The 15,938-nt window shown below is 62.1% G+C and carries 20 protein-coding genes; 10 read left to right on the top strand and 10 right to left on the bottom strand.

The features are described from left to right. Positions 1 to 33: 33 nt before the first annotated feature. Positions 34 to 561 carry a GNAT family N-acetyltransferase gene (locus CHC08_RS41585; protein ID WP_089212919.1) on the bottom strand — a complete coding sequence of 176 codons (528 nt, stop codon included), beginning with the start codon at positions 559 to 561 and terminating at the stop codon, positions 34 to 36. A gap of 414 nt (positions 562 to 975) precedes the next feature. Between CHC08_RS41585 and CHC08_RS41580 the strand changes: the two genes are divergently transcribed. Further along, complete coding sequence (locus tag CHC08_RS41580; RefSeq protein WP_143653575.1) at positions 976 to 2,025, top strand: TolB-like translocation protein; 1,050 nt, start codon at positions 976 to 978, stop codon at positions 2,023 to 2,025. A gap of 3 nt (positions 2,026 to 2,028) precedes the next feature. Here CHC08_RS41580 and CHC08_RS48930 read toward each other — a convergent pair whose 3' ends face one another. Beyond that, positions 2,029 to 2,262 (bottom strand): hypothetical protein, encoded by a 234-nt coding sequence (locus tag CHC08_RS48930; protein WP_143653574.1) that lies wholly within the window; start codon positions 2,260 to 2,262, stop codon positions 2,029 to 2,031. 111 nt (positions 2,263 to 2,373) lie between these two features. On the opposite strand from CHC08_RS48930, the gene CHC08_RS52640 reads away from it, so the two are divergent. Beyond that, a complete protein-coding gene (locus tag CHC08_RS52640; RefSeq protein WP_275937245.1) occupies positions 2,374 to 2,499 on the top strand; it encodes a hypothetical protein in 126 nt (41 codons plus the stop codon). Between the two features lie 153 nt (positions 2,500 to 2,652). Here the strand turns inward: CHC08_RS52640 and CHC08_RS41570 are convergent, their stop codons facing one another. Next, positions 2,653 to 2,949: a DUF6204 family protein gene (locus CHC08_RS41570; protein WP_089212918.1), complete on the bottom strand. Its 297-nt coding sequence runs from the start codon at positions 2,947 to 2,949 to the stop codon at positions 2,653 to 2,655. A gap of 4 nt (positions 2,950 to 2,953) precedes the next feature. Next, positions 2,954 to 3,592: a TetR/AcrR family transcriptional regulator gene (locus CHC08_RS41565; RefSeq protein WP_089212893.1), complete on the bottom strand. Its 639-nt coding sequence runs from the start codon at positions 3,590 to 3,592 to the stop codon at positions 2,954 to 2,956. Between the two features lie 219 nt (positions 3,593 to 3,811). Here CHC08_RS41565 and CHC08_RS50155 point away from each other — a divergent pair, with 219 nt between their 5' ends. Beyond that, positions 3,812 to 3,961, top strand: a complete 150-nt coding sequence (locus CHC08_RS50155; protein ID WP_179282516.1) for a hypothetical protein — start codon at positions 3,812 to 3,814, stop codon at positions 3,959 to 3,961. 432 nt (positions 3,962 to 4,393) lie between these two features. Then, positions 4,394 to 4,747: a hypothetical protein gene (locus CHC08_RS41560; RefSeq protein WP_143653573.1), complete on the top strand. Its 354-nt coding sequence runs from the start codon at positions 4,394 to 4,396 to the stop codon at positions 4,745 to 4,747. Positions 4,748 to 5,053: 306 nt separating this feature from the next. On the opposite strand, the gene CHC08_RS41555 is transcribed toward CHC08_RS41560, so the two are convergent. Continuing rightward, entirely contained in the window at positions 5,054 to 5,239 is a 186-nt protein-coding gene (locus CHC08_RS41555) for a hypothetical protein (protein ID WP_089212891.1), read from the bottom strand. A gap of 99 nt (positions 5,240 to 5,338) precedes the next feature. On the opposite strand from CHC08_RS41555, the gene CHC08_RS41550 reads away from it, so the two are divergent. The 3 genes from CHC08_RS41550 to CHC08_RS41545 all read left to right on the top strand — a co-directional run bounded on the left by CHC08_RS41550 (position 5,339) and on the right by CHC08_RS41545 (position 7,243). Next, positions 5,339 to 5,656 carry a hypothetical protein gene (locus tag CHC08_RS41550; protein ID WP_089212890.1) on the top strand — a complete coding sequence of 106 codons (318 nt, stop codon included), beginning with the start codon at positions 5,339 to 5,341 and terminating at the stop codon, positions 5,654 to 5,656. Positions 5,657 to 6,048: 392 nt separating this feature from the next. Next, positions 6,049 to 6,360: a hypothetical protein gene (locus tag CHC08_RS48925; RefSeq protein ID WP_143653572.1), complete on the top strand. Its 312-nt coding sequence runs from the start codon at positions 6,049 to 6,051 to the stop codon at positions 6,358 to 6,360. Next, on the top strand, positions 6,347 to 7,243 hold the full coding sequence (locus tag CHC08_RS41545; protein WP_089212889.1) for a zeta toxin family protein: 897 nt from the start codon (positions 6,347 to 6,349) through the stop codon (positions 7,241 to 7,243). Before CHC08_RS48925 ends, CHC08_RS41545 begins: the two co-directional genes overlap by 14 nt. 83 nt (positions 7,244 to 7,326) lie before the next feature. Here the strand turns inward: CHC08_RS41545 and CHC08_RS50150 are convergent, their stop codons facing one another. From CHC08_RS50150 to CHC08_RS41530, 4 genes are all read right to left on the bottom strand, one after another. Continuing rightward, on the bottom strand, positions 7,327 to 7,500 hold the full coding sequence (locus CHC08_RS50150; protein WP_179282515.1) for a hypothetical protein: 174 nt from the start codon (positions 7,498 to 7,500) through the stop codon (positions 7,327 to 7,329). Continuing rightward, positions 7,501 to 7,764 carry a hypothetical protein gene (locus CHC08_RS41540; RefSeq protein WP_089212888.1) on the bottom strand — a complete coding sequence of 88 codons (264 nt, stop codon included), beginning with the start codon at positions 7,762 to 7,764 and terminating at the stop codon, positions 7,501 to 7,503. It lies immediately after the preceding gene. Between the two features lie 390 nt (positions 7,765 to 8,154). Then, positions 8,155 to 8,805 (bottom strand): HAD family hydrolase, encoded by a 651-nt coding sequence (locus CHC08_RS41535; protein ID WP_089212887.1) that lies wholly within the window; start codon positions 8,803 to 8,805, stop codon positions 8,155 to 8,157. Between the two features lie 1,194 nt (positions 8,806 to 9,999). Next, the gene (locus tag CHC08_RS41530; protein ID WP_089212886.1) at positions 10,000 to 11,247 is read right to left on the bottom strand and encodes a hypothetical protein; all 1,248 of its coding nucleotides are present in this window, start codon (positions 11,245 to 11,247) and stop codon (positions 10,000 to 10,002) included. A gap of 594 nt (positions 11,248 to 11,841) precedes the next feature. Between CHC08_RS41530 and CHC08_RS48920 the strand changes: the two genes are divergently transcribed. After that, positions 11,842 to 12,702, top strand: coding sequence for a hypothetical protein (locus CHC08_RS48920; protein WP_143653571.1), 861 nt, complete (start codon positions 11,842 to 11,844; stop codon positions 12,700 to 12,702). A gap of 602 nt (positions 12,703 to 13,304) precedes the next feature. Further along, positions 13,305 to 13,655, top strand: a complete 351-nt coding sequence (locus CHC08_RS41515) for a hypothetical protein (protein ID WP_143653570.1) — start codon at positions 13,305 to 13,307, stop codon at positions 13,653 to 13,655. 181 nt (positions 13,656 to 13,836) lie between these two features. Here CHC08_RS41515 and CHC08_RS50145 read toward each other — a convergent pair whose 3' ends face one another. After that, positions 13,837 to 14,007: a hypothetical protein gene (locus tag CHC08_RS50145; protein ID WP_179282514.1), complete on the bottom strand. Its 171-nt coding sequence runs from the start codon at positions 14,005 to 14,007 to the stop codon at positions 13,837 to 13,839. 154 nt (positions 14,008 to 14,161) lie between these two features. On the opposite strand from CHC08_RS50145, the gene CHC08_RS41510 reads away from it, so the two are divergent. Then, positions 14,162 to 15,938, top strand: a 1,777-nt coding sequence (locus CHC08_RS41510; protein ID WP_179282513.1) for a tetratricopeptide repeat protein, incomplete at its 3' end; no start/stop codon positions are given.

The following is a 15,938-nucleotide window of genomic DNA, read 5'->3' as shown; positions in this document are numbered from 1 at the left end:
GAAAGTCGCCGAAGCCACCGCCTACTGACAGTCTCAAGAACGCGTTGGCACCCAGTAGCGGCGCTTTTGCCCGGCCATATCGACGAACCGGCCACCGTTCGCCTCGATCACCCGCTGGGACGCCGTATTCGTGTCGTCGCACGTCAACAGCGCCTCGGCAATGCCGAGCGAACGGGCAATCGGCAATGCTGCGGCGAGCATCGCGGTCGCATGCCCCTGCCACCGTGCGCTGGGCCGTACGTCGTAGCCGATGTGGCCCCCAGCCTTCTCCAAGGCCGGAATGAGCCGGTGGCGGATCGCCAACCTGCCCAGCAGTCGCTCGCCTTCAGCCCACCACAGCGTCGTCATCGGCACGAACCCGATCGCTTGCGCGGCCGCTTCCTCCCGCTCGCCCAGCACGCGCGTGACATACGCAGCGAAGGCCGACGGGGCATGTAGAGCCTGCGGGTCGACGTCGGTGACGAACCAGGGAACCGGGTAGTCGCGGTCTGCGCGAAACTCGGTCACCGCGGCCAGGAACGACGTCCGCAGTCTGGTAGTTGGATTGATCAGTTCTGGCATCCGACCATAATGCTCGCCCCACATCACACGGCCCAGCCGTCATTCGTCGGATGGCTCCAGCGCGACCTGGTGGTTTCATGCGCGTCACGGAGAGATGCGCGCCGGAGGCCGTCCCTGAGTACGCTTCGCCTCTCATCGAGTCTCTCAACCGATGCTTCGACACCGGCTCTCCGCTGGAGGTCGTCATCCGAGGTGCCGGCCATGTCCTCAGCCGGCCGGGTCCATGATTGTCGAATGAGAAGTGGGGCGAGCCTTTGCTGGCTGCGGTCGCCGCCACCTGCACACAGGCACCGTGTCGATCGCTGAATATTGCTCAGCGTTCCGCACATATTCCGAATCTTCAATGCGGCGTCCCGTTCGCGCAGCGGCCCTTATCCTCGGTTCGCCGCTTCTCCCCATCTCCACGCGAGCCTGGTGGATCACGTCAAGGACAGCGCGAGCCTGACTCGGACGCCTTCACAGATTACGATCTTTCTCTATGCTGCCATCGTGATCCGCTCCCTTCTGTTACGCGGCGTGCTATCTGTGAGCCTGCTTCTGTCCACGGTCACCGCCATTCCCGCATCTGCCCAGCAGCTCATCAACGCCGACATCGAGGTGTCCGAAGCCGGCGTCGTACTGCATGAACAGAACGGCGATCCGTGGCGGGTGACCGCCTTCAGCAAGGAGGTGTCATCATCCCGCCGCGCCGCCTATCTCCGCTCGTCCGGTGGGCTCTCCTTCGCGGCGAAGAAAGGGTACGGCGAGCTCGAACCGGCGCCGAAAGGCGGAAAAGTCGCGGGCGTGCCCTACGCCTCTCCCGGGGCGTTCAACTCCGTTGTCATCTTTGACAGCGCGGGCAAAGCCAAGCGCATCAGTACCGTACGGAAACCCCTGAACGCCACTACGCCCATGTGGGCACGTGATGGTCGCAAACTCGTCCTCAGCATCCAGAAGGATGAGATCGACACCGTCGGTTTTGTTATCGTTGACACCGTAACCGGCACCTCGAAGGCCGTCATGGTCCGCGGCGTCGACCCGCCCTCGTCCTTTCAGTGGACTCCGGACGGCAAATATCTGGTCGCCGGCATCGGGGACCCGTACGCCGGAGTCCGTGTGTACCGGCAGGACGGACGCACACATCGCACGCTACGCAAGATCGGCTTCATGCAGGGCCAGGATTCGTTCTCGCCCTCGGGCAGGCAACTCCTCACACTGTGCCTGTCGGCGAATGCCTCGAACTACTGCCTGTGGGACTTCAAGTCCGGCAAGCTGGTCAAGCGTGTCAGTGACAAGGGGATGCGGTCGACGATCGGATGGTGGGACGATCGGCATCTGTCCCTCATGGTCAGCGACGACGACGGTACCCGGGCGGTAGTGATCGGCCTAAACGGCGAGATCACCCGTGTGCTGGCAAGTTTCACGGAGAAAGCCACGCGAGCATGGGTCAGCCTGGTCTACACGCCCAGCCACTTGTCAGGATGACTCTCAGTGCGGTGCAGAAAGATCGGTTTTCTCTCGCCGTAGCCGGGCCAGTTCTTCCTGCTCGGACTCCGCCGGCGCCGTGGTCTCGTCGCCGCTGCCGTGCTGGGCGGCGAGCCGGTCCATGTGCATCCAGTTGTTCAGCCCCCGAGCAGCGGAGACGACCGGATGACCTTGCACATGGCAGCGAGCATCCTTGGGTGGGCCGCTCTCCTGCTTGGCTGCGCGATCGGTGCGCATGGCCTCTTCATACTGAAGACCAACCGGTTGCCCAACTGGTATCACCGGTACGATCAACGCCCGGCACGGCCGGTTGCCTGGTCATTCCTGTCGATGGCCACTTTCGTGGTCATGACTACCCTGCCTCAGGTCATGAACTGGGCATCATGGCTGGTGCTCGCCTTCACCCTCCTCGCGGTTGTCCCCTTGGCGGGATACCTGGTGCTGGCCATGAAAAAACGAGTTCGCCGGCAGTGACCGATACTCCGGTGGTTCTGTAGGCGAGCAGCGACAGCGTTTGTCGATCGGCGGTGACAGCGATCATTTGTAGGAGTAGGCGATGTCGCTGAGAAGTAGCAGCGCTTTTGGACTGCGGTGGGACGGAATCCATGTCCTGCCCTGGCTCGTCGGTCACATCCGGCGCCCCTTGGGACGAATCTTGATGTCGCGCATGTCGGTCACCGCGAGGTGCAAGATCTCATGCGGGTGCCCGTGCGCCTCCAGCGCGACCATCGCGCCAAGCGCCGCCTCGTCCTGGCCGTCGTCCGGGCCTGCCGGCACCTGGCAGCGGAAGGTGAAGACCGTCACGCTCTGATCATGGGTGAAGGTTCCGGCCTCGGTATAAGCGGTGCCGCCTGCGGCCAGGACGGCGGCCCGCCCGGCGTCGTCGAGCCCGGTGAACTTCCCTCTGATCGTTACCCTGAACAACTGCTCATTCCTCTCGTACGGCATAGCCGAGCAGGCGCTTCCCCATGAGTTCCTCCACGGCGTCGATCAGCTCCAGCACTTTCGCGGCGATAGCACCTGGCCGCTGGCCGGCTGCGGTCCGGCTGCCGATCTCCGACAGGACCATGCTGTGCAGGCTCCCAAGCTGCCAGGCGACAGCCCGCGGCAGCGGGTCACCGGGCGTGGCGCCGGTCTCCTGGACCAGCTGATCGGCCAGCTCGGCGATCATCTGGTGGGCGAGTTGTTCCAGCCGGGCGGTCAGCGTGGGCGCGGCCCGCATCATCTCCAGCACGCGGCCGAACCCCTCGCTCAGCCCGAGCCTGCGCTCACGCCCGCGCACCTCCTGCCGCAGCCGCGCCAGGATCGCATCGGCCGCCGACTGGCCGGGCCGGCGCTCGCGCACGATGTCGGCCAGCCGCTGCGGTGAGGCCTCCTCCGGCGGCAGGACGAGGTCCTCTTTGGCCTGGAAGTAGTTGTAGACGGTGTTGACCGACACCTCGGCGGCCGCGGCGACCTCGGCGATCGTGACGTTGTCGAAGCCGTGCGCGACGAACAGGCCGATGGCCACATCGGAGATGCGTTGCCGGGTCTGTCGCTTCTTGCGCTCGCGCAGCCCTTCAGACATATGTGGAGTCTATTCCAAATTTGGAGTCGATTGCAGTTTGTGTCTTCCGCACGGTCTTGGCGGCCTGGCCTCGAGTCGCGCCCTACGCACCTCGACGGGATAAGGAGAGCGGCTCACCCCGGCGTTTTGGCCAGCGATGAGCCGGACACCGTCAAGTCGGCAACACGAACACCATCAGCAGCACGCCACCTTGTCCCCCGGTCCGACGCCCTCGGGCGCGTGAGCATCGCGATCACCAAGGATGTCTACGGACATCTGATGGAGGGAGACAAGCGCGCGGTGACGGAGGCCGTTTCCGGGACTCTCCTGGGCAGAGCGGTGCCTTTGGCTCCCAGGTTGGCTCTCACCGACACCGAAGAGACCGGTTGAACACCACAACGAAGAAGGCCCCTGATGGCGTAATGCCTGTTCAGGGGCCTTCTTGCATCTGTGCAGCCGGAGGTACTCGAAACCCCAACCTTCTGATCCGTAGGCAAGGGCAGATGCCCCGTCAGCAGGAGCCCGCCCTGCTCAGGTGGTGGTTGCGGGTCGGTGGCGTGTGATCGTGTAAGGCGGTGTTGCTGTATCGGCTGCTGTACAGCGCTTCTCTCCCTGAGCTATGGCATGGCCCATCAATCCGACCTTGTAGGGGCCAGCAGTCGATTGCCCACAGGCAGCCATGCTGGGGCTCTGAGATCTTGATGTCCCATCGACAAATCACATAACAGGGTGCGAAGAATATATGACCCTACGTAATCTGATGAGCTACAACCAGTAGGGGCGGTGATCGGCCCCGCTCGCTTGACAGCTAGGGAGGTTGCAGTGACTGACCGCACACCCAACTGGTTACAGGCGGCAGAGAGCCCTTCAGTTCGGGCCGCACGCATGAATCTGGCCAATGTCTTGGCAGCTCAAGTCGACTCGGCCCGGCATCTGCCGTTGCTGCAGCAGCCACTGTTAAATTGGCACGAGGGCGACGCGATGGCGCGTCTGCTGGACGAATTGGCCACGGTCCTTGGCGATGAGCCGCTCGCCGAGCTAGCTGGCGAACTCGCCGATCAGCTTCGCGACCGGCTCGGTCCGATGCCCGGATACGATCCGGAGGCAATGGTTGCTGCTGTCCTGGCGAACGTGGAGCGACGACTCAACTTGGAGACACCCCCGGACGCCTCTTGACACACGGTCGCGGCCTCCTCATCGCTGCGCCCCCGAGCCCCGGCATCGAGGGCGCCGTCATCAGCGGCCGATCAGCCGCCGAAGTACAACGGGTTGGGATAGCTCGCCATCAGCGACGCGATGGTCATCATTCCGGCCAACATGAACCACCTCCTGTGAAGTCACTATTACGTAGAGCAACAATGCGACTTGCGAGAGATCGCTGCAACCGATTCGCTCGATCATCCTGACTGCGACTTTCACCCGTCTCGACGATCGCGTTGTGCTCATCGCCGCCCCAGGAAAGGCTGTCGCTAAAAGATCCATTCATGAACAGGTCTTTTCGGCGACGATCACCACCGATACTCCGGAGCCGTCAACGTCGCCTGCGATGCGCAGCTGGCAGCGGTCTGGCGCGAACTCGTTCTGGTCGACCAGGATCCGGTCGTCGCCGGTGTATTCGATACCCTCGATAACGACAACAACCGGCAGGCTGTCGGATGGTGTGTCCATGACCGGCAGGCATGACGGGAGCGGCCGATCCACAGGGGCCGTTCGCCTTACCGTGGCCGCCGATAGGTTCGCCGGTACCTGCCTGGATAGCCCGATGACATGCTCTCCATACTGGTCCGCTGGGGTCTCCGCCTCCTTGCCCTCCTGATCACCGGCGCCATGCTCCGCACTCGACTGGCCAGCGGAGGAGCCGCCGTCGCCTTGGCCGCAGCCGCGGTCGGCTACGGAATACTGCAGCCGGAGCCGACGGCGACCGGCCGCATACACGTGGCGGGCGTGCAGCCCGGCATCGTCTACGGCCCGCAAAGGCGCCTCGAAACCCAACTGCGGCTCACCCACGAACTCGCAGGACTCGACCACAACGTCATCGTGTGGGGCCAGAGCAGCGCCAGACTCGATCCCGCAGAGTTCCGTTAGTAAGGCAGATGCCAACGGACAGGGTGAGCCCTCGACTTAGACAGGAACCCGACTGATCGTCCCCTTAGGTCGATGCACCCCTCCAGTAAGCGGATTCCAGGGCAAGTAATCCGGCAGCGACACCTCTCCCAGGCCGCTCCAAAGTGATCTCTAAGGCCTGGCGCTCTATCCTTGAAGTTCTAGAGCCTAGATTTGGCGTAAAACAGGCGGGATGCAACTTAAATCTTGAATATGTAAAATCTGGGCAAAGAATTTTGGACGTAAGGCAATCTGGGCTATCTAGATGATTAGGATTTGGTGGCTCAGCCGAGCTTTCAGGGCAGCTCACTTATAACCGCTATGTATCTTGGAGATAGAGAAGCATGGAAGCTCACGGAGAGGCAGGTAAGGACATGGCGACCGAATCCTGCACAAAACGAGGAGCCCCAGCTCCAAGCGGGTCCACCCTCAAGATCGATCCGAACTATTCACTCGCACATGATCTCCTCGGCAATATCCTCGCTTGGTATTCAGCGAGGATCGGCGAAGAGATGACCTCGAATCCCGGAGGAGTGTCGATCAAGCGCTACTCGGAAGAGCGAAATTCATACGTCGAAAAGCAACGCCTGTTGCGCCAATCGGATCAACAGGAATTGGCCAAGGCAGTAACGGACTATCGTGTAGTCCTTCAAAATCTAAAGTCCTCAGATCATGGCCAAGAGTGAAGAGGAAAAATACGCGCTCACGCCCGATGAAAATGAGCGTATTTTCCATGACATAATCGTCGATCAATATCTTTCTCGAAATCTAGGCCCGGAAGAGCCTCGCGTCTGGATTCTTGGTGGTCAGCCAGGTGCTGGAAAGTCAACTCTCATGCAGAAGATTGGCAATAAAACAGCAACCGAGATCGGCTGCGATCTATTTCGAATTCACCATAAGGAGTATGAGAGATTACAGATCGAAAATGACGAAACGGCCGCGTTTTACACGAATTTCGATGCTCGCATCTGGACCGAAAAAGCCGCCCGCTACCTGATTGAACATCGGCAATCTGTCATATTCGACGGCACTTTAAGTCGAGAACTCGCCGCCTTGAGCTTGATAAAGATGTTTAAGGCCGCCGATTATGAAGTCGACGTCGTTTTTGTGGCGACACCGAGTGCAGTTAGTCTTCTTAGCTGCCTAAAACGTTACGTATTGGGAGCCGGGCCCGAGTGGGTTCCTTCCAGAATTCCCCGCCTCGATACGTATAACCATTTTTACCTTGGCGTTTTGGAAACTGCTCGTAAAATCGAGAGTGAGTCGGACGTCGATTCGGTCCGCGTCTTTCTTAGGCGTGACGCGACCTGGGCTTATGTGAATAGGCAAATAGAACCAGGAAGATGGCAGAATGCTCAGCGCATAGTTAATGTTCTCGAAGGTGAACAGAACCGTACATGGAGCCGCGACGAAACATTAAAGTTTCTAGAGGATTTCAAACTTCTACAAGATACCTTAGTGGGACATGATTCTAAATGGGAGGCATGGTTTAGAGAAGTTGAGAAAAAAGCTGAACACCTAATGGCTCCAGGGCTCGAATTTCCACAGCTTTCCCACGGTCAGCCGTAACAGGAAAAGTGAGCCGTAATTCCAAACCTGGCTCGCAAAGAATGATGCTGCATTTAGGTTCTATTAGATCACTCATCGCCAGCTTACCGGCGGATAATGTTGTCTCCAGTGATGGCCACCCCGAAGATGGTATGGGCCGCGATCGACTGCTCACCGGACGCAATCACCGTCACCCCTAGGGGCACCGCCTGCGCCCGCATGCCCCGAATCTCCTTGGTCAATGCAACGTCAGCGGCTAGCATCTTGGCGATGCGCACTCATAGCGCCGCCTCCAAGTTCCCGTTACCGGGATCGCCGACCAGGTCGGCCACCACTTCCGGTGTCGCCTCCGCTACATCTTGGACTCCGAAGATCCGCTGAAGGATTCTTCGTCCCCACTTCGCTGTCGCATCCGCCGCGTCTTCTTGTGCCTGCGTTAATACCGAGCCTCCATAGGCGCCGATTCCCGCGGTCACATACGGAGAAAACTTCACCGCCAGTATTGCGAGATCCCCACCCATGGCTCCGATCTCCGCCACCACGACGAGACCTCAGATTGTGACCGCCACATCTAGATCATGGCGAATCCGCCCCACCACCCTACCCACGCGAACGAGAAATCACCCAGCCACCAACGTCTCTATCGCCTTCGCCGTGTGGATGAGCACGCAGGTGATGTCATCCGCAACCAACCAAGAGATCAGGCCGGGGTCAACCGCTGACTAGCACACGACCTTTCCGAACTACGAGCCGAGTCAGGGATTTCAACCCCAGACCCCTTCATTACGAGTGAACGGCGCGTCCCAGGTGAGCAGACTGACGTCCTGGTCAAGCGGTAGATGCAGTTCGGTGGCGTGTGATCGTGTAAGGCGGTGTTGCTGTATGAGCTGCTGTACGGCGCTCCCCCGCGGAGCTACGACTTGGCCGCTCGATCACCGCTCGGCATGCAATATCTCCATCGCCTGAAGCACGTCAGTGACGACATGATCCGCATTTTTTTCGTGGCCCGGCCATGTTCCTCGGTCGATCCAGATCGTCCGCAGGCCAGCTGCGCGTCCTCCGCCGATGTCCGCAACGAGGTGATCGCCAATCATCCATCCCCCGTCCGCGAGAGTCGCACCGCAGCGCTTGGCAGCGATCTCGAACAGACCGGTGTCGGGTTTGCGGATGCCCTCGACTCCGGACAATGCGTAGGCGTCTACGGCATCGGCCAGTCCCGTGCGCCGGATCTTGCCGAGCTGATTATCCGCCGTCCCATTGGTGACGATCGCCACCCGCCAGCCCGACGCGCGTAGCCGAGACAGGCCATCCATCACTTGGGGTCGGCAGCGAACGAGGTGTGGCATGCGCCGGCGGTAGCGGCTCCACAGTTCGTCGACGGATTGGGGCAGCTCGAAGTGGTCACGTACTTTGGCGAAGAAGACCTCACGGTGCGGGTAGCCAGTCCGATCGAGGGCAACCAGCCAGTTAACCGCCTCATGCCCCAGGCCACGCTCGTCGGCGAACTCCCCGATCCACGCCTGGAATGCCTCGTCCAGGTTGATGAGGGTGTTGTCCAGGTCGAAGAGCGCAAGGGGTTGCACGGCAACCCACCCTAATCAAGTCGCTACCCCGAACTTGCATGGTGCGAGGATTTCTCCACGCAGTCATAGACAAGTCTCGAAGACCGGCGGCTCAGAACATCGAGATCTGATCCGTCATCGTGACTGACCTGCGATGATCTCCTAGAAGACGTTGTGAGCTGGACTTTTGGCTTTCACTAGTTCTCATCGTTTCGCGCTGCTTCTCGTGCCCATGTGCCCTAAGTGTGCCCTGCCCTCGCAGACCTAGGCAATCTTGGATGTCCAATCCAGCCACCTGCGAAACCGGCCCGATCATGAGGCTGAACAGGGATTACGCTTGGGAGCGTTTCGCATCATTTCTGTCGGTTTCGGCGCTCCCACGGGACCGAAACCGTCCCAAGCGACAGCTCGCCACGAACCTCTTCGGCGCGAACCTCACCGATGTGGTGGGCCTGCAGCTCGCGCCCGGGTGGGGGACGGCCGACGCCAGGGACTGCCGCGCCATCAGAGGTGCCCGGCATCGGGTGATGGTGCCCGGTTTGCCACCCGGCCAACAACTCACGGGAGGGCAACTTCCCGCAAGGTAACCGATGATTACTACCCGGTAGATCGGTGCTCTTTTCGGATCGATTTCGATCGGGAGACTGCGCTGATCAGGGACACGGCCTCGATACCGCCTCAGTGAACTCCGCACCACAGTGGAGTTCGCCGCATTTCCGCAGGTTGAATGGCTCTTACCCTGCTCGGCCTCGTCAGCGAACGGATCTAGGACGACGGAAGCCTCGCACCGTACCGGTGAAAGCATCCGATGCGAGGTTCCCACTAATGGGATCTCGGGTCTGAGTCCCATGTCGGTGCCCGTTCTGGGGCTTCGGTCTTCAGCCCCGAAGAATGTGTTCAGCCACAGCACGCGCCACGCCGCCTAGAACGGCGGTGAAGGCGCTGAGGCCAAACGCGATCAGCCCACGCGAACGCCGATCTTCCTTGGGCGGTTCCTGCGCATCGGTCCTACGGAGATGCTCAGAGCGCCGGCCGGGGCGTTCGCCATCGTGGGGGGAGAAGGATACGACCATCGGGGTCATGCTCCTGGTGTTCGTCCGCCTGAGGGCGGGGTGACATCTGGCGGCGAGCCACCAGACGAGATCGCGGTCGAGCGATCCATGGAGCCGTTCGACCTGCTCACGAACAAGGGAAGACGCATGACATGTGGCTTGGTTACTGCTCCCCGAAGTGCGCTGCCGCCTTCTTCCGGATTTGAACGAGGCGTTTGGAGATCGGGCTGTGGTTCTTGTAGCCCATGAGGCTCGCGATTTCATTAAGCCTGGTGAACCCGCTACGCAGCAGGACAACGACCTGCCGCTCGCGTGGATCCAGCAGGGCAAGGAAGTCTGCGTACACCAGGTCGGCTACCACCTCCGTCTCCGGCCCTTGCACGGGGATGGTGTCGGTCAGTTCGACGAACCGGACCTTGACCTTAGAGCGCTTGCTGTACAGCTTGCGTTCGAAGTCCTCTCGCGCGTACGACCAATGTTCGGAGAAGTCGTCCTCGACGCGGTTGGAGCGCACGGCATCGAGGATTCCCCGCAGTCGGCCGTTGGCGTCGGCGTGCTCGATGGTCAGCTGGACGACTTCGGCGGCCTCGGCCTCCCCTCGCCATAGGTCAGTGCCCACGCGAGGGCTCGCGGCGACCGCGCCTTCGAGGAAGGTCCCGTCCTGTAGCGGGACGGGTGCCTCATCGATGGTGGAGTCCACGACGGGAAGATCGAAGAGGATCTCCTGGATGGCGGCGGTGACCGGCGGGAGCCAGAAATCCAGGTTGTGGGCCAGAAGCCGGATCGGGTCGGTGTCGGAGAAGGCACGCAGCTTCGATCCTGAGTCGAGGTCTCGCCATACTCTCGAAGCCCACGCCCGTGACAGGCGCTCTTCGAAATCGGTGGGAAGGAAGTGGTCGACCGGCTCCATCCCGGTGAGGTACGGCCACTGGCCGCCACGCAACAGCGGTAGTCCGTGCCGCTGGAGAGTCGAGCGCGGCAGCAGGTGAAACAGCGGCGCGTATTCGTGATAGCGGCTGATCGTCCTCGGAACGAACACCACGTTCACATCGCCGCGCTCAGCGACCTCGCGCATCATAGCTGGGAGGTTTTCCTCGGAGAAGAACCGGCGCCGGAACTGAGCGCACTCCCACAGCATGTTCCACTCAGCGACGGCCAGCCGCACTCCGTCCCTGTTCCCCACGCCGGTCAACGGCAGCGTGACGTACTCGGGTGGCAGAGGCTCGTGCGGACGGACCACTCGCTGGTAGAGGAAGGCCGCCGACTGGCTAAAGGTTCGTGGGTACATCTCGGCGGTGGCCTCGTCGGCGTCGGCGAAGAACTGCTCGCGCTGGAAGGCCTCTATCTCGGCGGAGGTGAGTTCGCGCTCGTCGGTCATCAGCCCTGAATCTTGGTCGGTGGTGTCAGCCATGTCTACATCACGACACTCGACGCCGTTTTCGTTCCGCGAGCGCCGCACGGATTTCAAAGGGTCGCCGCTTACCCAAGCCCGCTGTACTTCGGAGGTTGAGATGGTGCATCCCGGGCCCCGCCCAGGGATGCCATCAGCCCGCTCTCGTGGCCGAGTCGCCGGCCGAGGTCCTCCATCACGGCCTCGGCCAGCCGGGCCGGGTCGTGGCCAGGCGGGTGACCAAGCCCGGTGCGGGCGAAAATGGGGCCTGGTGGAGGTTGCCCACCGACCTGGTCGAGACACCCGCCGCCCACGACGCTCGTCGCCCAGGAGCACAGTCGCTGGCGGAAAAGAAGCAAAACTATGCGCGAACTAAGTAAGAGATCATATAGCCATACGCCATAGATCATTTGCTCAGCCGATAAAGATCGTTTTCATTAACCCCTCGCTCAGCAGCAAAAAAGAAGATCTCTTGGGGTCTATTCAGATCATAACTTAGAAGTTATATATAGTCTTCATTAGTAGTCATCAGATGTCATAGACCCTTGCCCTGCCAGCAGATGCGCGCTTAGCGACGTCGCCGCACCAGAGGACGCGACACCCGACACTGGACACATGAGCCGACGTCCTTTCCCCTCGCCGATCGCCCCAAGCGATCTTTCTCTGTCGCAGGCAGAGACGATCGAGTGGCTGCTCGACCGCTCCAAACGACGCAACAGAACCGTCCCGCTTCGACGTGCCCTCGTGCAGGACACCGAAGACGGGCCACGGCTGCGCACCAAACCTGGACCTCTGCACCAGCTTGTACGCAGTGATCATGCGCTCGACCTGCTGCTCCTGGTGCACGCTGTCACCGCTGGAGGTGATTTCAGCGTGACCGAGCGGGCCGAGACCTGGGGGCGCGCAAGCGGCGCGTCTTTTCAAACGGACGGATCCGCGAGCGTTGCTGTCTCACGTCTGTGGCGCAAGCTGGAGCAGCTGAACCTAATCAAGCGAGCCAATAACGGACGACTTGTAAAAGTCACCAAGCTGCTGGAGGACGGATCGGGCACCCCATACACGCGGCCCCGTGGATCCGACACAGGTCCACGAAAAGACGTGTACTTCCAGCTACCTTTCCAATACTGGACAGAGGAGATGCACAAGAAGCTCGACATGCCAGCCAAGATCGTCATGCTCATTGGCATGAGTCTGCGCCAGACGAACTTCGCCCTGTCGGAGACCCCGACCTTCGCGAGCTGGTACGGCATCTCGGAGGCAACCCTGAGGCGCGGCATCAAAAAGCTGCTTGAGAAGGAGCTCCTCGTCAAAGTAGATACGGAGACGTACATCACGGGTGAGACGCGCACAGGTTACGGCTTCCGCACTCGATACACCTTCCGTCCCCCTTATGACCTGAATGTCAAAGCCGACCGAGAAGGCGGTGACTCCGAGACCCCCGCAGAGACGCTGGTGTCCCCAAAAGCATCCCTCTAGGTTCATCTGCCTGTGCGATCGACGGGACCAATCGCCGGTTAACACTCGCTACGACGAGGAACTGGTCTAGGAAGACCCAGGGCCACATCGCCGCAGTGGTCACAAAGTCTGCATCTCGCTCAACGTCCACAGTGCTCATGACCGGGCAGTGCAACGGACCCGCAAACGGGATCTCAACAGAGAAAAGTCCGGAATCCTTCGGATGCTCCTGCTCGAACGCCCAAAGCAAACCGCTTGTACCACCGTGAAGAACCCAGGACGCGGCATAAGCAAGTCAGGTCGTCCAGGCTCAACACCATGATCCATGAGATCGCTGCGGTGGAATCGTCATGCTCTACCTCATGTCCATACAGCCGGGGTTTTCCCAACTGACGGCGAGCTCCCCGGATTGCGCCCGGGGAGCCGCTCTACCAAGAACCGCCCAGAGAAAGGCCAGCCCTATGAGCACAGTAGAAGATCCCGCTGCCACCGGGGTAAGCGATCCCCCAGTGAACCTTTTCGCCGACGCCGGTTTGCGGCTCGGTGCATCGGCGGGCCTGGGCCGTACCGGGGATAGGTAGGGACCAGTGTCAACTATGCAGGCCGCGGGCACATCGGCGAGCGTGTCCGAGACCTCACCCCCGGGCGTCGGCCAGGTCATTCTCAAGGCCGTCAGCCCCGGCGCGGCCCTGACCGCCGTCAGCTTCACGGGTACGTTTCCCCTGCTGATCTGGGGAGGTCTGAGCGTCGTGCTCGTGGTCATCATGATCTGCGCGGTCATGGTCCTAAAGCACTCTGAGGAAAGCACGCCGTTCGAGCGGTTCATCCTCCTCGTAATGGTGCTGCTCAACCGCTCGCCGACACGGTTCCTGGAGTGGCGAAACACCACCCGGCGTAAGAAGCGTCGCACCCCGTCGACCAGTCCTTCCCGTGCTCTCACCACGGTTGAGGCTACGGAGCAAGAGGCAGCCTGAGCCAGGAGTCGTCACGTTCGACCCCGGGCGGCCACCTGCTGCTCGTCTTCCAGGCCCTTGCTCAGGTCCATGCGACCACGGGACGTCAATCACGGTGAGCTCGCTGGCGGTGGCCCGGACGCTTCAGAGGCGTCGGCGGCCGGCCCAGGCGGTGAGGTCCCGGACCTGGCCGATCGTGTCGTCAGCGGTTGCTGATCCACCAGATGATCAGGGTCACGGTGGTGGTGCCGGCGGTGTAGGCCAGGCCGCGTACGGCGGCGAACAGCGCGGCGCGCGCCAGGCGCCGGGCGGTGCGCTGGCGTACCCGCCGGGCGGGGGTGGCCGGGGGCTGGGGCTGGGTGGGGGTGGTCATCGGGCTCTCCTTTATCGGGGTGGATCGATGACCAAAGAATCTGGGCGGCAGCCGTTCGCCTTCGAGACGTAACAGTGATCCTGTTTGTCTGACCTGGTTAGGGCCGATGGTGTGTGCTGGAGGTGAACAAAACCGAACAGTAGAAAAGGCCGTGATGAGCGCGATCGACCCCCGGAAGATCCATACGCGCCACGACCTGACCCAGCAGCTGGCCCAGCTGTTTCGCGATGGTGGGTGGAGTATCCATCGCCTCGCCGGCAAAGCCGGGTTGAGCACGGCGACCGTGCAGGCCATCCTCAAGGACGACGCCTTGCCGCAGGCCAAGACGCTGAGCGCATTCGTGCGCGCCTGCGGGCAGGATCCCGCGCCCTGGGTGCAAGCGCGGGGCCGCGTCGTTCGCAGCGAACAGCAGGCCAAGCAGGCCGGACCGGTGTATCTGCCCTACCGCAGCGCCACCTTCGTCGGCCGCGGCCAGGCGCTAGCTCGCCTGACCGCAGCCCTGCCGGCGCCGGGCGCAGCGGGTAAAGCCGCGGGGGCGGGTGGGGTGGTGGTGCAGGCCGTACACGGCCTGGGCGGGATCGGTAAGAGCGCCCTGGTCGCGCACTGGGCCGCCACCCATCTGGCGGAGCACACCCTGACCTGGTGGATCACCGCCGAAACCCCGGCCGGCATCGAGCAAGGCCTGGCCGATCTCGCGGTCGCCGTGATGCCGGAGCTGGCCGGGCAACCGCTGGAGGCATTGACCGCGCAGGCGGTGCGGTGGCTGGCCGGTCACACCACCTGGTTGCTGATCTTGGACAATGTCACCGCCCCCGCCCACATCCAGCCCCTGCTGGCCCGGGCTCCCACCGGACGTTTTCTGATCACCAGTCGGCTGGCCACCGGTTGGCATCAGATCACGTCGGCGGTGGTGCGCCTGGACGTGCTGGAAGAAGATGAGGCGCTGGGCCTGCTCACCACCATCGTCACCATGGCCCGGCCCGGCGCGAGCCTGCTGGGGGCCGCGCGACTGTGCGCGGAACTCGGCTACCTTCCGTTGGCGATCGAGCAGGCCGGCGCCTACCTCCACCAGAGCGGCCTCGCTCCTTTGGCCTATCTGGATCTGCTGGCTGGCAATCCTGCGGTGATCTACGATCAGGCCGCCGAGGGCGCTGACGCCGAGCGCACCATCGCCCGCATCTGGCGCGCCACCCTGGACCGTCTGAGCGACACCCCGCTGGCCGGGCAGGTGTTGCGGATCCTTTCTTGGTACGCCTCCGAGGCCATCCCGCGCACCCTGCTGGAGGAGATGGGCGAGCCAGTGCTGGTGCAACAGGCGATCGGCCGACTGGCCGCCTACAACATGATCACTGTGGCCGATGACGACACCCTGAGCCTGCACCACCTGGTCCAAGCCGTCGCCCGCACCCCCGACCCCGGCGACCCGCACCGTGCCGAGGCCGATATCCAAGCCGCCCAGAACCAGGCCATCCGCCTGCTGGACGACGCAATCCCCGCCAACCCGAAAGAGCCAGCCGACTGGCCGCAGTGGCGCATTCTGCTGCCCCACATCACCGCCCTCGCTGGTCATCTCGACATCACTGATGCGACCGATGTCCTCGCCCACTTGCTCAATGAGAGCGGGCTCTTTTTGCGTGACCAAGGCGCCATCACCCGTGCGATCAGTCACTTTCAGCGCACCCACGCCGCGTCCACGCAAAGCTTGGGCGCCGACCACCCGTCCACGCTGACCTCCCGCAACAACCTGGCTTACGCCTACCAGACCGCAGGGGACCTGGAGCGGGCGATCCTCCTGTTCGAACACAACCTCGCCGATCGCGAACGAATCCTGGGCACCGACCACCCGTCCACGCTGACCTCCCGCAACAACCTAGCCAGCGCCTACGAATCGGCCGGAGACCTGAAGCGGGCGATCCCCCTGTTCGAACACA

Origin of the sequence: Streptosporangium subroseum, assembly GCF_900188345.1 — a bacterium.
GTDB lineage: Bacteria > Actinomycetota > Actinomycetes > Streptosporangiales > Streptosporangiaceae > Streptosporangium > Streptosporangium subroseum.
The sequence above is the reverse complement of the archived record's forward strand: the minus strand, read 5'-3'. Positions and strand labels throughout refer to the sequence as shown.

Excerpts from the sequence above, each read along its gene's own strand:
- CHC08_RS41565 (WP_089212893.1), bottom strand. The coding sequence starts at position 3,592 with ATGTCTGAAGGGCTGCGCGAGCGCAAGAAGCGACAGACCCGGCAACGC.
- CHC08_RS48920 (WP_143653571.1), top strand. The coding sequence starts at position 11,842 with ATGAGCCGACGTCCTTTCCCCTCGCCGATCGCCCCAAGCGATCTTTCT.
- CHC08_RS41530 (WP_089212886.1), bottom strand. The coding sequence starts at position 11,247 with ATGGCTGACACCACCGACCAAGATTCAGGGCTGATGACCGACGAGCGC.
- CHC08_RS48930 (WP_143653574.1), bottom strand. The coding sequence starts at position 2,262 with ATGCGCACCGATCGCGCAGCCAAGCAGGAGAGCGGCCCACCCAAGGAT.
- CHC08_RS50145 (WP_179282514.1), bottom strand. The coding sequence starts at position 14,007 with ATGACCACCCCCACCCAGCCCCAGCCCCCGGCCACCCCCGCCCGGCGG.
- CHC08_RS41545 (WP_089212889.1), top strand. The coding sequence starts at position 6,347 with ATGGCCAAGAGTGAAGAGGAAAAATACGCGCTCACGCCCGATGAAAAT.
- CHC08_RS48925 (WP_143653572.1), top strand. The coding sequence starts at position 6,049 with ATGGCGACCGAATCCTGCACAAAACGAGGAGCCCCAGCTCCAAGCGGG.
- CHC08_RS41550 (WP_089212890.1), top strand. The coding sequence starts at position 5,339 with ATGCTCTCCATACTGGTCCGCTGGGGTCTCCGCCTCCTTGCCCTCCTG.
- CHC08_RS41555 (WP_089212891.1), bottom strand. The coding sequence starts at position 5,239 with ATGGACACACCATCCGACAGCCTGCCGGTTGTTGTCGTTATCGAGGGT.
- CHC08_RS52640 (WP_275937245.1), top strand. The coding sequence starts at position 2,374 with ATGACTACCCTGCCTCAGGTCATGAACTGGGCATCATGGCTGGTGCTC.
- CHC08_RS41585 (WP_089212919.1), bottom strand. The coding sequence starts at position 561 with ATGCCAGAACTGATCAATCCAACTACCAGACTGCGGACGTCGTTCCTG.